The organism is Pseudomonas sp. C6002 (genome assembly GCF_013385805.1).
Taxonomy (GTDB): Bacteria; Pseudomonadota; Gammaproteobacteria; order Pseudomonadales; family Pseudomonadaceae; genus Aquipseudomonas.
The window spans coordinates 13322-29051 of record NZ_JACAPH010000021.1 but is presented as its reverse complement, the minus strand read 5'-3'; the positions used below and the strand labels follow the sequence as shown (position 1 = coordinate 29051).

Here is a 15730-nt window from a genome sequence, read left to right as displayed (position 1 = left end):
CTGTAAGAGCGGAACCAATAGCCGCCGTTACCGCAGCAACGGATATTTACTCAAACCTCACGCCCCCCCAAGGCCGAGCTGTTGCCTGACCAACACTTCCCACACACATTGTCGTTTTCAGCAATCCCCCAACCCTCCAATCCCCCCTGTTTACAGGCCCAAAAACCCGGCATGCCTTGTGCAATGACCCAGTTCCCGGACTTTAGGCCTGACCCATCATGCAAGAACCCGCCCCTTACCCGCGACGATCCAGCCCGTTGCTCCTTATCGGCACCGCCACACTCTGCGGCCTGCTCCTGGGCTGTGGCCAAGGCAGCTCCACCGTCACACGCAGTGACCAGCCGGTAAAGGGCGGCACCCTCGTGTACGCCACCGACCGCGAACCCACCTGCCTCGACCCCCACGTGGCCGGCGACATGCCCCAGGTGTTCGTCGCCCAGCAGTACCTCGACTCCCTGGTCTCGATGGACGCCGACGGCCGCATCGGCCCCTGGCTCGCCAAGACCTGGGAAGTCTCCCCCGACGGCCTGACCTACACCTTCCACCTGCGCAACGACGTGCACTTCACCGACGGCACCCCGTTCAACGCCGCGGCGGTCAAGGCCAACCTCGACCACATGGCCAACCCCAAGACCCAGTCCAGCACCGCAGGCGGCTACATCCGCCAATACCGCAGCACCGACGTGCTCGACGAATACACCGCAGTGGTGCACCTCGCCACGCCGTACGCGGCCTTTCTTGAAGTCCTCGCCCAAGGCTTCCTCGGCATCGAGTCCCCCACAGCCCTGCTGCGCTCGCGCGATGTGAACTGCGAAAGCCCGGTCGGCAGCGGCCCGTTCAAGGTCGTGCGCTGGGACCGGCAAAGCCAGGTCGAGCTGGTGCGCAACCCCGACTACAACTGGGCACCACCCACCGCCAAGCACCAGGGCCCGGCCTGGCTCGACCGGATCGTCTGGAAGTTCATCCAAGAACCTTCCGTGCGCTTCGCCTCGTTGCAGGCTGGCGAGGTCGACGTGATCGAGGCATTGCCCCCCGAATCCCACGAGGCCGCTCGACGCAACCCGGACCTGACCCTGGTGATCGCCCAACGCCCCGGCAACCCCACCAACGGCACGCTGAACATTACCCGTGCGCCGTTCGATGACGTGCGAGTGCGCGAAGCCTTCGTACGCAGTTCCGACATCGAGGGCGCGTTGAAGAGCGTGTACTTCAACGAATTCCCCCGCGCCGGCGGGCCGCTGAGCCCAGCCACGCGCTTCTACAGCCCGGAGTTCCAGCACGCCCAGGATTACGACCCCGCCCGGGCTGCGCAGTTACTCGACCAGTCCGGCTGGACCCAGCGCGACAGCGAGGGCTACCGCACCAAGGACGGCAAGCGCCTGCAAGTTCACGTGGTGATGGGCAACCGCACGCCACCGTCGGAATACACCTTGTGGGAACAGGTGCAGGCCACCACCCGGCAGGTCGGCTTCGAGCTGATCGTCGACCAGATGAGTGACGTACAGGCCACCAAACGCCAGGCCGACTGGGACTACGACATTCGCCTCGGCTACTGGAACACCAACACCGCCGACGTGCTGCGGATCATCTTCGGCAGTGAGTTCATCAGCCCGGCGGGTGTCGGTGGTTACCACCAGAACACCGCAGGCTTCAGTGACCCGGCGTTCGACACGCTGATCCGGCAAGCCCTCACCACCCAGGACAGCGAGCAGCGCCGGGCGCTGTATTACCAGGCGCAGAAAATCGCTTCCAGCCAGTACCTGCAATTGACCACCTACCCGCAAAGCACGCGGCTGGGTATCTACAAGACCACCCAGGGCGTGCGGCTGGAGCCGTCGCTGGCGGTGACTTATCTCTATGACGCATGGGTGAACAAATGAGCGACACATCACTTGCCAACCCACGGCGCGAGCGCCTGGCCCGGCTCGGCAAACGTGCGCTGTGGCGCCTTGCCGGCGGCGTGCTGGTGCTCTGGGCGGTGGCCACGCTGACGTTCTTTGCCTTGCGCCTGATGCCCGGCGATCCGGTGCAGGCGATCCTCGGCGGCCCGAGCGGCAACCCCACCCCCGAGACCATCGCCGAAGCCACCCGCGAGTACGGCCTCGACAAACCATTGGCGGTGCAATACGCGTTGTACCTCGGGCGACTGGTGCAGGGTGACCTGGGGGTTTCCTATTCCCAGCACCTGCCGGTGACCCGAGTGCTCGCCGAGCAATCCTGGCCGACCCTGGAGCTGACCCTGACCTCGCTCGCCCTGGCCTGGGTCCTGGTGCTGGCGCTGACGGTGCTGACCGCCGGGCGCCGCCGCTGGGTGGCCAGCCTGGCCTCGCTCGCGGAAACCCTGGCCGCCGCGCTGCCGCACTTCTGGCTGGGGATTCTGCTGCTGGCGGTGTTTGCGTTCGGCCTGCGGCTGTTCCCGCCGGCAGGCAGTGATGGCTGGCGCACCCTGGTGTTGCCGTCGTTCGCCCTGGCGATTCCGCTGGCCGGGTTTATCGCCCAGGTCACCCGCGAATCCCTGGATTTGACCCTCGACCAACCCTTCATCCTGACCGCCCGCACCCGTGGCCTGAGTGACTTCAACGTGCGCTTCAAACACGCGTTGCGCCACGCCGTGTTGCCGGGCATCTCGCTGTCGGGCTGGGCCATCGGCGCGCTGATCAGCGGCGCCGTGGTGATCGAAGTGATTTTTTCCCGCAAGGGCCTCGGCCGCCAGTTGTACCAGGCGGTGCAGGCCCAGGACCTGCCGCTGACCATCGGCATCAGCCTGGTGGTCGCCGCCGGTTACGTGCTCGCCAATATTCTGGTCGACCTGCTGTACCTGTGGGTCGACCCTCGCCAACAGGAGCTTCCAGCATGAGTGGCCTGACCCTGGAAACACCGCTGCCCGCGCTGCGGATTCAGCGCACCACTCGCACGCTGCGCCTCGGCCCGCTGTTGGCGATTACCTTTCTGTTGCTGGTGATCGTCGCGGCGCTGGTGCCGCAGTTGTTCGCCTACAGCGACCCGCTGGCCATCGTGCCCCGCGATGCGTTTCATTCGCCGAGCCTGGGCCACTGGTTCGGCACCGATCAGTCGGGGCGGGATATTTTTTCGCGGGTGATCCATGGCACCCGCCAGTCGTTGTTCATCGGCCTGGCAGCCACGGCGATTGCGATGACCATCGCCATTGTGCTTGGCCTGTTGGGCGGGCTGGGCGGCGCGCGGGTGGACCGCGGCGTGGGTTGGTTGCTGGAAGTGCTGTTTGCGTTTCCGAGCCTGATCCTGGCGCTGTTGTTCGTGGCGATTTTCGGCAGCGGCATCGGCCCGCTGATCGTCGCCACCGGGCTGGGCAGTGCACCGGGTTATGCGCGGATGGTCCGTGGCCAGGTGCTGGCGGTGCGCAACGCGGGCTATATCGAAGCCGCCCGCGCCCTCGGGCATCCGCCGCTGCGCATCATCCTGCGCCAGTTGCTGCCGAACGCCATGCGCCCGCTGATCGTGACCCTGACCATGGGCGTGGGCCAGGCGATTGTCTGGGCCTCGGCCCTGAGTTTTCTCGGCCTGGGCGCCCGTCCGCCGGCACCGGAGTGGGGGACCATGTTGTCCATGGGCCGCGACTTCATCGCCAACGCCTGGTGGCTGACGTTCTTCCCCGGGCTGTTCATCGTATTGACCACGCTGTCGACCACGGTCACTGGCCGTTACCTGCAACAACGCCTGGAGGGCCGTCTTTCATGAGCGACCAGAAACGCTTGATCGTTGAAGGGCTGTCCATCGAGTTTGCCGGGCAGTCGGTGGTGCGCAATCTGTCTTTCACCCTGGAGCCTGGCAAGACCCTGGCGCTGGTGGGCGAATCCGGCTCCGGTAAAAGCGTCACCGCCCGCAGCCTGATTGGCCTGGCGGGTGCGGGCGCGAAGGTTACGGCGCGCACCTTGAGCTATGACGGTGTGGATTTGCTCAACCTGTCGGAACGCGGCTGGCGTCGTTTGCGTGGCAACGGCATCGGCTTCGTGTTGCAGGATGCACTGGTGTCCCTCGACCCGTTGCGGCCGGTGGGCAAGGAAATTCTCGAAGTGCTGGAGACCCATCGCTGGGGCGACCGTCGCAGCCGTGGCGAACGCGTCATTGAACTGCTGGACCTGGTGGGCGTACCCGAACCGCAACTGCGTGCGCGCCAGCGCCCCGATCAACTCTCCGGCGGCCTGCGCCAGCGTGCGCTGATTGCCAGCGCACTCGCATTGAACCCCGGCCTGGTGATTGCCGATGAACCGACCACGGCGCTGGATGCCACGGTGCAGGCGCAGATCCTGCAGGTATTGCAGCAGATCAAGGCCCGTGGCGATTCGCTGCTGATCATCAGCCATGACCTGGCAGTGGTCGCGCAATTGGCGGATGAGGTGCTGGTGCTGCGCCACGGCGAAGTGGTGGAGCAGGGGCCGATGGATCAGGTGCTGCTCAACCCCCGCCACGCCTACACCCGCTCGCTGCTGGATGCGGTGCCCGCCGAACATGCCCGGGGCACACGCTTGTCGCCGGAGCGCAGCAACGCTGTGGCGCAACCACGGCCCGGCGCGGATTCGCCGGTGTTGCTCAAGGCCTCCGGGCTGGGCAAACGGTATGTCGGCCCCGATCAACAGTCGCGTCAGGTGGTGGATAACGTCAGCTTCGAGCTGCGCGCCGGTCGCACCCTGGGCATCGTCGGTGAATCCGGCTCCGGCAAAACCACCGTGGCACGCATCGCCCTCGGCTTGCTGCAACCGGATGCCGGTGAGGTGCGTTTTCTCGACCAGCCATGGGCCGCGGCAGGTACCGAGCGGGTCGAGGAAAAGACCCGCCGTGTGCATCGCCGGGATATCAGCGTGATTTATCAGGACCCGCTGAGTTCGTTCGACCCGCGCTGGACGGTGGGGCAGATCCTCAGTGATGCGCTGGACGTTGCCGGTATCGACGCCGAGCAACAGGCGGCCCGCGTGACACAGTTGCTCGACCAGGTACGCCTGGCGCCGCAATTGGCCGCGCGCCGACCGTTGCAACTGTCGGGCGGGCAGCGCCAGCGCGTGGCGATTGCCCGGGCGATTGCCAGCAACCCCAAAGTGATTATCTGCGACGAGCCGGTGTCGGCGCTGGACGTGTCGGTGCAGGCCCAGGTCCTGGATCTGCTGGCCGACCTGCAAGCCTCGCTGGGCCTGGCCTACCTGTTTATCTCCCACGACCTGGGGGTGATTCGCCACGTCAGCGACGAAGTGTTGGTGATGCGCCACGGCCAGGTGGTGGAAAGCGCCAGCGTCGAGACGTTGTTTGAATCGCCCCAGCACGAATACACCCGGCGCCTGCTGGGCGCGGTGCCACGCCTGCCAGGCAGCGGCAAGCAGTTGGTGGTGCCGGCCCTGGAGCCGGAAAACCCCGGCTGGCTGTTTGATGAATCGCGCCTGTGGAAAATCGCCATCTAGACCTGAATCAAGGAAGTGCCATGAGCAAGTTGTCTGCTGTACCCACGCCGCCGGTTGTAACGGTGGCCGAACTGAACGCCCGCGCCGACCGCATCCTGCCGCAGATTGCCGCCGGCGCTGCGCAACGTGAGCGTGACCGCCAACTGCCGTATGAGGCCGTGGCGCAGATCGCCCAGGCCGGGTTGTTTACCGTGCGGATTCCCAAGCGGTTTGGCGGCGCCGGTGGTTCGGTCAAGGACGTGATTGCCTTGCTGATTCGCATCGCCTCGGCCGACTCCAACGTGGCCCAGGCGCTGCGCCCCGGTTTCGGGTTTGTCGAAGGCCTGCTGGCGTCCCGCGCCGAGGGGGCGGAGGAGGAGCGCGAGCGCTGGTTCGGGCGCTACCTGCAAGGCGCCGTGATCGGCAATGCCGGCTGGGAAGTCGGCGGTGCCAACGGTTCGATCAGTGCGCGCATCGTGCGTGACGGCGAGCACTTTCGCGCTTGCGGCAGCAAGTACTACAGCACCGGTTCGTTGTATGCCGATTGGGTCAGCGCCGTCGCCCTGGACGAGAATGACCAGCCCGTGTCGTTCATCCTGCCCCGCGACCGCCAGGGCCTGGAGTTGCTGGATGATTTCGACGCCATGGGCCAGCGCCTGACCGCCAGTGGCACCACCCATCTGCATGATGTGCAGGTGTTGGCCAGCGAGATCCGCACCCGCACCGTCGAGGAAGGCAAGCGCACGATTGTCACGCCGTTCCTGCAAGTGTTCCTCGCGGCGGTGCAGGCCGGTATTGCGCGTAATGCGCTGAATGATGCGGTGACCTTTGCCAAGGAGCATGCGCGGCCGATCAAGCACAGCAGCGCCACGCGCTCGGTGGATGACCCGTACGTGGAACTGAGCGTGGGCGACGTTTCGGCCCGGGCCTTTACCGCCGAAGCGGTGGTGTTGCACGCGGCGGACTCCATCGACCGCGCCTGGGCTGCGGACCTTGATGCGGTGGCCGTCGACCAGGCCGCAGTGGACGTGGCCCAGGCGCAATACATCGCGGCGGAGTCGGCGCTCAAGGCTGCGGAGCTGGTGTTCGACGTGGGTGGCGCTTCCACCACCGGCCGCGCGCATAACCTGGACCGGCACTGGCGCAACGCGCGCACCGTGGCCAACCACAATCCCCGGCACTGGAAAGCCGCAGCCGTGGGCGCCTGGCAACTCAAGGGCACGCCGCCTCCGACATCGGGGCTGTTTTGAACAAAGCCCTCGACCTTTCACACCCCTTGGGCGAGGTGGGCTCCGGGCACGCGCGCCGGGTGCCGATGATCATCGGCTGTGCGCTGTTCATGGAATTGATCGACGCCACGGCGGTGCTCACGGCGCTGCCGCAGATGGCCCAGGATTTCGGCGAGCCCAGCGTGCGCATGAACCTGGTGGTGTCACTGTACCTGCTGGCGGTGGCGCTGTTCGTGCCGGTCAGCGGCTGGGCGGCCGACCGGTTCGGGCCGCGTCGGGTGTTTATCAGCGCCATCGTGCTGTTCACCCTCGCGTCGGTGGCCTGTGCCTGCTCGGGCTCGCTGTTGCAACTGTCCCTGGCGCGTTTGGCCCAGGGTGCCTCGGGGGCGATGATGGTGCCGGTGGGGCAGGTGATCCTGCTGCGCTGGTCGGCGCGGGAAAACCTGCTGCGTGCCATGTCGTACCTGACGGTGGCGGCGCTGGTTGGGCCGCTGCTGGGTCCACCGTTGGGCGGGCTGTTGGTGACGGTGCTGTCGTGGCACTGGATCTTCCTGATCAACCTGCCGATCGGCGTGCTTGGGGTGATCCTGGTGCTGCGCTATATCCCGGACTATTCCGGGACACCCGGCCAGCCATTGGACGTTCCCGGCCTGTTGCTCAGCGGCGTGGCATTGGGCGGGCTGGTGTTCGGTTTCGAGGTGCTGGGCCACGGCCTGTTGCCGCGCCAGTGGGCGTTGCTGCTGATTGGCGGCGGGCTGTTGAGTGCCTGGCTGTATGTCCTGCATGCACGGCGGACGGCGTACCCGTTGATCGATTTTTCATTGTTGAAAATCCCGACCTTCGCGGTGAGCTTCTGGGGCGGCAACCTGATGCGCATCGGCAGCGCGTCACAGCCGTTTTTGCTGGTGTTGCTGTTCCAGCTGTGTTTCGGGCTTAACCCGTTGCAGGCGGGGCTGCTGAGCGTGGCCGGTGGCGTGGGTGCGTTGCTGATGAAAATGCTGGCGGTGCGGATTGTCAGCCGCTTCGGTTTCCGGCGCACCTTGATCGGCAATGCGGTGCTCACCGGTGCAACCATCCTGGCGTGCAGCCTGTTCGAGGTATCAACGCCTTACTGGATTGTAATACTGGTGTTATTTGGCAGCGGGATCATTCGTTCGCTGCAATTCAGCACCCTGGGGGCGTTGACCTATGCCGACGTGCCACCGGAACAATCCAGCCGCGCCAGCAGCCTGTCGGCGATGACCATTCAGTTGACGTTGAGTTTATCGGTGGGCATCGCGGCGGGGCTGCTCGGTTTGATCATGGCCGTGCGCGGGCATGCCACGGTCGAGCAGAGTGATATCGCCTGGATCATGGCGGGTGCCGGATTGCTGTGTGCCTTGTCGGGGCTGGTTTATCGCAGGCTGTCGCCCCAGGCGGGCTCGGCGATTTATGCAAAACGCGCAGAGGGAATTGGATGATTCGTGCAGCACGTATCGAGGACGCAGGTGACATTGCCTGGGTGCATATTCGCAGTTGGCAGCAGGCTTATCGTGAACTGATGCCGGCGGATTACCTGGCTTCGCTGGAGGCGACGCAGCCTCGGCGTGAAGCCTTTTGGCGGCAGTCGATTGAGCAGGGGAGCGAAGCTGTGTTTGTCGCGCAGGTCGAGGGGCGTGTGGTGGGCTGGATTGTTGTCAGCTCGAGTCGTGATGAGGATGCTGATCCAGGCGTAACCGGTGAAGTGCAGGCGGTGTATGTGCTGGCCGAGCATTGGGGAACGGGGGTGGGCAGGGCGCTGTGGCTCAGGGGGCTGGAGCATCTCGCCAGCCTGGGCCTGGAGACGGCGACGTTGTGGGTGCTGGCTGAAAACCGGCGGGCAGTGCGCTTTTACCAAAATGCAGGATGGATAGCGCAGCCCGAATCAAGCCGCACCCTTGCTCGGGGCGGTCGTGAGTTGGAGGAACTTCGCTACCAATCCCAAAAGTGACGCTGAACCTGTGGCGAGGGAGCTTGCTCCCGCTGGGCTGCGCAGCGGCCCCAAAATCCTGGGAGCGCTTCGCACTCCAGCGGGAGCAAGCTCCCTCGCCACAGGGGAATGTTTGTCTGTTTCATGGGGCACAGTTGCTGCCTATTGAGATCGTTCCCACGCTCTGCGTGGGAATGCCGCTCTGGACGCTCTGCGTCCGCTCTTAAAATCGTGACGCAGAGCGTCACCGGATGCATTCCCACGCAGAGCGTGGGAACGATCACACTCACCATTTTTTGCCTGAAAGCTGCGCGGCCACAGGCGTCATTCAGGAATGTCATTGGCCATGAGTTCGTCTTTTTCATTGTTTCGCACCTGGAATGTCCAGCACTTGCCATCGACGCCGGCGGCGTTTGTGCGGCATTTCATCGGACATTTCAAAGGTTGGTACCTGGCTATCCTGCTGCTGCAGATCGCCGCGGTGGTGTGTTCGATTCTGACGCCCTGGGGGCTGGGGCAGATCACCCGCACCGTGAGCAACGGGCTGGAAGCGGAGCGTGCCTTTGAAGTGCTGCAATGGCCACTGACACTGCTAAGCGCGCTACTGGTGTGCCAAGTACTGTTTACCCGTGCATCGGCAGGCTGCCATATCCACGTCTTGCCGTTGCAGCGGCGCACGGTGACGCATGTGGTGTTCGCCTATCTGCAGCAGCACTCCCATCGTTTCATCAGCAATGAGTTCGCCGGGGCACTGGCGCATCGGGTGGCGGAAATTACCCTGGGCGTGAATCAGACCCTGAGCATCTTGTTGTTCGACCTGATCCCGCTGCTGGTGACGCTGAGCCTGGCCACGGCCTTGCTATGGACCGCATCGCCGTTGTTGGCGTTGTTCATGGCGGGTTGGTCGGTGGCGTTTATCGCTATCTGCTACGTCCTCGCACGCCGCAGTCATCCTCTGGCGCAACAGTATTCGGCAGCGCGCAGCACCAGCACCGGCAAAGTGGTGGATGCGGTCTCCAATCTGGCCAATATCCGCCTGTTTGCGCGCCATGCGTTCGAGCACAGTTACCTCGGCACTTTCCTCGACAAGGAGGTGGCGGCTGCCTACCGATCCCTGGGGTATATGGAGAAAATTCGCTGGTTCCAGGCTTCCTGTGGCGTAGTGCTTAAGCTCGGTTTGTTATTGCTGGCGCTCTACCTGTGGCGCAGCCACCGTATCGACATTGCTGCGTTTGTCATGTCCACCAGCCTTTCGTTGTTGATCATCAGCGATGTGGAAAACCTGTCGCGACGCTTTCTCGAATTCTTCGAAGCCACCGGCAATATCGCCAACGGTGTGCGCACCCTGATCCGCCCCCATGAAGTCATCGACCAACCCGGCGCCAAGGCGCTGATGGTCAAGCGCGGCGATATCGAGTTTCGCGATGTCGGCTTCAGCTATGGCGGTGATCGTTCGATTTTCGAACACCTGAATATCGTCATCCCCGCCGGCCAGAAAGTCGGCCTGGTGGGCGCTTCGGGCTCCGGCAAGTCGACCCTGCTGAGCTTGCTCCTGCGTCTCTACGATGTGCAGCAAGGCCAGGTGCTGGTGGACGGCAAGGACGTGCGCGAGGTGACCCAGCATTCGCTGCACCAGCAGATCGGCCTGATTCCCCAGGAGCCCGGCCTGTTCCACCGCAGCATTCGCGAAAACATCCATTACGGCCGCCTGGATGCCTCGATGGACGAGGTCGCCGAGGCGATCCACCGCGCCGGCGCCAGTGAATTTATCGACAGCATGGAACACGGCTACGAATCGCTGGTGGGCGAGCGTGGGGTCAAATTGTCCGGCGGCCAGCGCCAGCGCATTGCGATTGCCCGGGTGTTGCTGAAAAACGCGCCGATCCTGGTGATGGACGAAGCCACTTCCAGCCTGGACTCGATCACCGAGCGCTTTATCCAGGACAAGCTCGACGAAATCATGGAAGACAAGACCGTGCTGGTGGTCGCGCATCGGCTGTCCACCGTGGCCCACCTGGACCGGATCCTGGTGTTCGACAATGGCCGGGTGATCGAGGACGGCAGCCACGAACAGTTGCTGCGCCAGGGCGGGCAATATGCGCGGTTGTGGAGTCGCCAGTTCAGCGATGCGCTGGATGAAGCGGTGGTGTGACCAGGCGGCGTACCGGGTACGCCGCGCAGTCAGGTTCAGATCGAGAGGTGCAGCACCCGGTCATCCTTGGCACCGGCCAGCGGGCGGCGCTTGTTGACCTTCAGCTCACCGAGGTTGATCAGCAAGGTGCGGGTCACGTTGCGGCTCAGCCCCAGCAACTCGGCGGTGTGCACCTGGTTGTGCTGGCACAGCCGGTAGGCGGCGGTGAGCAGGCTGCGTTCCACCTGTTCGTGGAGGTTTTCTATCTGCTCCTCGAACAGCCGCTGGAAGGCCTGGTCGAGCAGGTCATGGGCGGTGGTGCTGTCTTCCTGGCGTTCGATACGCAGGTTGGACATGCGCAGGTCATCGGCCTGGATCACGCCGTCGCGGCAGATCAGCAGGGTGTGGTGGATGACGTTTTCCAGCTCGCGGATATTCCCCGGCCAACTGTAGGTGGCCAGGCGTTGCTCGGCTTCCTTGCTCAAGATGATCTCGCCATAGCCGAGGCGGCGGGTGTAGGTGTCGATGAAGTACTGCACCAGCGGCAGGATATCGCCGGGGCGATCCCGCAGCGGGCTGAGTTCCAGGTTGACCACGTTCAGGCGGTAGAACAGGTCCTCGCGGAAATGCCCGGCGTTGATGGCTTTTTCCAGCTGCACGTTGGTCGCCGCCAGCACCCGCACATTGATCGGAATGCTTTTGCGCGAACCCAGGCGCACTACTTCACGCTCCTGCAATACCCGCAGCAGCTTGACCTGGATCGACATGGGCAGGTCGCCGATTTCATCGAGGAACAGCGTGCCGCCGTTGGCTTCTTCAAACCAGCCGGCCTTGGCACCGAGGGCACCGGTGAACGCGCCTTTCTCGTGGCCGAACAGCTCGGCTTCCACCAGTGATTCGGAGAACGCACCGCAATTCACCGCCACGAATGGCTGCTCCTTGCGGCCACTGAGGTTGTGGATATGCCGTGCGACCAACTCTTTGCCGGTGCCGGTTTCACCGATGATCAGCACGCTGGCTTCGCTCGGCGCGACTTGTTGCACATGCTTGAGCAAGGCCTTGGACCTGGGGTCTTCAAACACCTGCGCGGTGGCGCGGATGGAGGTGGCAAGGGCGGGCGAGGGCGGTAGGGTCAGCAGTTGCATGGTTATCCCTTTGAATAAAAGATCAGGAATAAAACGTCGGGATGGGCGCGGTACCGTTCAGTGCCCACTCGCCCAGTTCATGAAGTTTGTAGTCCAGCGGGTCATGCAGGCTCTGGGTGCGCAAGTTGCGCCAGTGCCTGTCGAGGGCCACCGAGGCGTTGGTCGCCCGTGCGCCGGTGACCTCGAAGACCTTGCTACACAACTCCAGGCCATTGCGGCTGGCGGCGACTTTGGCGGTGGCGATGGCAATCGCCGTTTCGCCGCGTTCCTCGCTGGTCAGGGCTGAGCCCTTGGCCCATGCCGCGTCCAGCACCTGGCCTGCGCGCTCCACCAGCAGGCGGGTGCTTTGCAGCGCCACCCAGAAATCGCCGTAATGGCTTAGGATGTAAGGGTCCTGGGTGCTATGGCTGGCGCTGGAGCGGAACCACGGGCGGGCTTCTTCCAGGGTGTATTGGCGTGCCTCTTCGAACGCGCCTTCGGCGATGCCGAGGAAGATATTCGCGAAGTGCAGTTGCGCAATCAGCGGGCGCAGGCAGGCGAACGGAGTACTCAGGGGGCCCGGGTCCAGCAACAGGTCGGACTCTTCCACGCGCACGCGCTTGAAGGTCACGCTGCCGCTGTCGGTCTGGCGCTGGCCCATGTTGTTCCAGTCGTTGTGCAGGATGATCCCGCTGCGGGCGCTGGGAATCGCCGCGATCAGCAACTTGCCGCCGGCGCTTTCATCGATGGCCGAGGCGATCAGCATTTCCGAGTCGTTGGCCCCGGAGCAGAAGTTCTTCTGTCCCGAGAATTCCCGCCAGCCCGTGTGGCGCTTGACCACCGTGCGGGTGTCCAGGGGGTTCAGGGTGTTGCCCCAGAACCAGTTGTTGCTGGCCGTCAGGCTGAACCAGGTTTGCCATTGTGCGGGCGTGGCGAATAACCGGACGGTGGCGAGCATCAGGTGATGAAAGCCGAATACGTGGGCGATGGAGCTGTCGACCCGGGCGAATTCGCGCACCACCTCGAAGGTTTCCGACCAGTTGGCGTCCAGCCCGCCGAATTGCCCGGGGATGCTCAGGGACAACAGGCCGCTGCTGCGCAGTTTGTCGCGTTCGGCCTTGGGCGTACCGCCGCTGGCGTCGCGGTCAACGGCGGTGCGCGCGAATTCGGTCGCCAGGTCACGGGCAATCTCCAGTGGCGTCCTGCGGGTGCAGAGTAAGTTGACCGTCACGCGTGAATACCTCGTTGCTTAAGTCGAGAATGCTCGAGCTGATTTGTTTCAACAGGCAATGGATAGAGCAAGACCCATACCAAGTAACAATAAGCCGATAACTTGCGACTTCTTACGGGGATGCAGGCGCGGACAGTGTCGAATACGCAACTTTTGTTGGAGGGCTGTTGGGATTTGCACAGTTGCGTCCTGTGCCCGCAGGGCGGGGCTTTCGTTATGCTTTTATTGCTTGAACATATAAGTGTTTGTGGATGATTTTTTGTATTGTCCGGAATCGAACATTTCACCAGCAAAGTGTTGCGCTTGTGGCGATTAATAAGGGTGGCCGGCCAGTGTTTATTGAGGCTTGGACGTGGCATGAACCCTGCAAAGTTGGAAACAGAGCGCGACTATACGAATAGATGCTCCAACTAATTCGAGACCCCAGGAGTATTTAATTCATGCGGCAACTGTTTGAACCTCGCGCTCGTCGTTTTGAGTCACTGGCCACCGCGTCCAGCCTTGGCGTGCTGTTGATGTTGATACACGGCGCGGCCTTTGCCGCCCAGGCGGACCCGACCCTGGCCACGGTAGTGGTCACCGGTGCCGAAGCCACCGAAGCGCAAAAGGCCGAGAAGCAACTGTCCAAGGTGCCCGGCAAAACCGCAGTGATCGACAACCGCAAGATCGAACAGGGCCGCGCGGCGAACGCCGAGGACGTGCTGGCGTTGCAGCCGGGCGTATTCGCCCAGGCCACCAGCGGCTCGGGCGCGAACAAGATTTCGATCCGCGGTTCGGGCCTCAATACCTTCTATCAAGGCTATGTGCTGGGGATCAAATTCCTCTACGACGGCCTGCCGTTGACCGGCCCGGGCGGCACCCAGGAAGACATGCTGGACATGGCTTCCGTGGACCACACCGAGGTGCTCTACGGCGCCAACGCCTTCCGTTATTCGGCCTTGTCCCTGGGCGGCGCGATCAACTTCGTGAGCAAGACCGGCCGCACCGATCCGGGCAACTACGCGCGTTTCGAAGCCGGCAGCTTCGGCTATCGCAAGGAGCAGCTGAGCACCGGCGGCGTGGACGGCGACAATGACTATTACGTCAGCATCCAGCACAACGAGCGTGACGGTTACCAGGACAACACACCGAACAAGGGGCAGGGGATCGTTGCCAACTTCGGCCACGTGTTCAGCCCGCAACTGGAGACGCGCTTCTACATTCGCTACAAGGAAGAAACCCTCAGCCAGGGCAACACCCTGACCAAATACCAGCTCAAGCATGACCCCACGAGCAACCTCGTGCCCATCGGGCGCAAGAAGGACGGCTCGACGTTGCTGGGCAGCACCACCACCTACACCTTCGACGACAATGCCAAGCTCGAAGTCGGCCTGGGCTACAACGATTACCCGCTGGACAACGGCTGGCGCTATTCGCCAACACCACAGGAATGGCGCTCCCAGGACGTCAACCTGACCTTGCGCTACCTGCGCACCGCCGACACCTTCTTCGGCCTGCGCAGCGACAGCAGCGTGACCTTCAGCAATACGCTGGCGTACCTGGCCGATGTGAAATCCCACAGCAAGGCCACCGGCATCACCCAGCAGAAGACCAACTACACCGGCTCGCGGGACACGGTGTTTTCCCTCGGCAACGAACTGCAACTGAATGACCGCACGTGGCTGTCCACCGGGTTGTCATTGATTGATATCAAGCGCAAGGCGCAGATCGAATACAGCACCGGCACCAATACCAGCGCGTTCCCCAGTGGCGTTGAATACGACGAGACCGACGTCGCCCCGCGCATTGGCCTGCGCTATCAGTTGACTCCGGAATTCGAAGTGTTCGGCAACGTCAGCCGCTCGGTGGATCCACCGGTTACCTGGCAGCTGGGCAGCACCGGCACACCATACATCCGTGATGTGCGGCCGCAAAAAGCCAACACCGTGGAGTTCGGCATTCGCGGCGGCCACGGTATTTTTGACGGCAGCCTGACGGTCTACCGCTCGTGGGTGCAGAAAGAACTGCTGTCGGTGGTGGTACGCCAGGCGACGGCCACCCAGGACCAACTGGTGGCCACCTCCAACGGCAGCGCGACCATTCACCAGGGCATCGAAGCCGGCTTGAATGCGCAACTGTGGGACGGCGGCAATGGCGACACCGTGACCCTGCGCCAGGCCTACACCTTCAACGACTTCCACTACCGCAACGATGCGGTGTTCGGCGACAACCAGCTGCCGGGCCTGCCGCGCCAGGTCTACCAGGCCGAGCTGGAATATCGCCAAGGCAGTGGTTTCTACGCGCAGCTCAACGCCCGGGCGGCGTCCAGCTATTACGTCGACTTTGCCAACTCCCTGAGTGCGCCGTCGTATACGTTGTGGGGGGCCAAGGTGGGCTACGAGGCCCCTAGCAAGAAGTGGGAAGTGTTCGTCGATGCACGCAATCTGACCAACAAGCGCTATGCCACGGCCACTAACACCGCGTACGACGCCAAGGGCCAGGACTCGGCCAACTTCTATGTGGGGGATGCGTTCAACGTGACCACGGGGGTGGCGTTTCACTTCTGACCGCAGGCCGGCGCTCTAACAAACAAAGGAAATCCTTGTGGGAGCTGTCGAGCTTTAGCGAGGCTGCGATGGCGTCATCTCGGTGTACCTGAAGCACCGAGGTGTCCGCATCG

Annotated in this window: 11 protein-coding genes; 9 read left to right on the top strand and 2 right to left on the bottom strand. The window is 63.4% G+C overall.

The genetic code is table 11. The annotated features are described in order from the left end of the window. Positions 1-218: 218 nt before the first annotated feature. The 8 genes from HX817_RS13970 (at position 219) to HX817_RS13935 (ending at position 10737) form a co-directional block, all read left to right on the top strand. On the top strand, positions 219-1880 hold the full coding sequence (locus tag HX817_RS13970) for an ABC transporter substrate-binding protein (RefSeq protein WP_023659005.1): 1662 nt from the start codon (positions 219-221) through the stop codon (positions 1878-1880). Next, complete coding sequence (locus HX817_RS13965; protein WP_003219850.1) at positions 1877-2857, top strand: ABC transporter permease; 981 nt, start codon at positions 1877-1879, stop codon at positions 2855-2857. Before HX817_RS13970 ends, HX817_RS13965 begins: the two co-directional genes overlap by 4 nt. Next, positions 2854-3717: an ABC transporter permease gene (locus HX817_RS13960; protein WP_177040396.1), complete on the top strand. Its 864-nt coding sequence runs from the start codon at positions 2854-2856 to the stop codon at positions 3715-3717. The genes HX817_RS13965 and HX817_RS13960 overlap by 4 nt, the downstream gene beginning before the upstream one ends. After that, positions 3714-5429, top strand: a complete 1716-nt coding sequence (locus HX817_RS13955) for an ABC transporter ATP-binding protein (protein WP_177040395.1) — start codon at positions 3714-3716, stop codon at positions 5427-5429. Before HX817_RS13960 ends, HX817_RS13955 begins: the two co-directional genes overlap by 4 nt. 20 nt (positions 5430-5449) lie before the next feature. Then, positions 5450-6658, top strand: a complete 1209-nt coding sequence (locus HX817_RS13950; RefSeq protein WP_008431174.1) for an acyl-CoA dehydrogenase family protein — start codon at positions 5450-5452, stop codon at positions 6656-6658. Further along, positions 6655-8097 carry an MFS transporter gene (locus HX817_RS13945; RefSeq protein ID WP_102368603.1) on the top strand — a complete coding sequence of 481 codons (1443 nt, stop codon included), beginning with the start codon at positions 6655-6657 and terminating at the stop codon, positions 8095-8097. The genes HX817_RS13950 and HX817_RS13945 overlap by 4 nt, the downstream gene beginning before the upstream one ends. Then, entirely contained in the window at positions 8094-8606 is a 513-nt protein-coding gene (locus tag HX817_RS13940; RefSeq protein ID WP_134326161.1) for a GNAT family N-acetyltransferase, read from the top strand. The genes HX817_RS13945 and HX817_RS13940 overlap by 4 nt, the downstream gene beginning before the upstream one ends. 325 nt (positions 8607-8931) lie before the next feature. After that, positions 8932-10737, top strand: coding sequence for an ABC transporter ATP-binding protein (locus tag HX817_RS13935; RefSeq protein ID WP_008431180.1), 1806 nt, complete (start codon positions 8932-8934; stop codon positions 10735-10737). 35 nt (positions 10738-10772) lie between these two features. Here HX817_RS13935 and HX817_RS13930 read toward each other — a convergent pair whose 3' ends face one another. Further along, positions 10773-11861 (bottom strand): sigma-54-dependent Fis family transcriptional regulator, encoded by a 1089-nt coding sequence (locus HX817_RS13930; RefSeq protein ID WP_003219869.1) that lies wholly within the window; start codon positions 11859-11861, stop codon positions 10773-10775. 22 nt (positions 11862-11883) lie between these two features. Beyond that, positions 11884-13071, bottom strand: a complete 1188-nt coding sequence (locus HX817_RS13925; protein WP_003219870.1) for an acyl-CoA dehydrogenase family protein — start codon at positions 13069-13071, stop codon at positions 11884-11886. A gap of 440 nt (positions 13072-13511) precedes the next feature. On the opposite strand from HX817_RS13925, the gene HX817_RS13920 reads away from it, so the two are divergent. Further along, entirely contained in the window at positions 13512-15617 is a 2106-nt protein-coding gene (locus tag HX817_RS13920) for a TonB-dependent receptor domain-containing protein (protein ID WP_177023444.1), read from the top strand. The last annotated feature ends 113 nt before the right edge of the window (positions 15618-15730 follow it).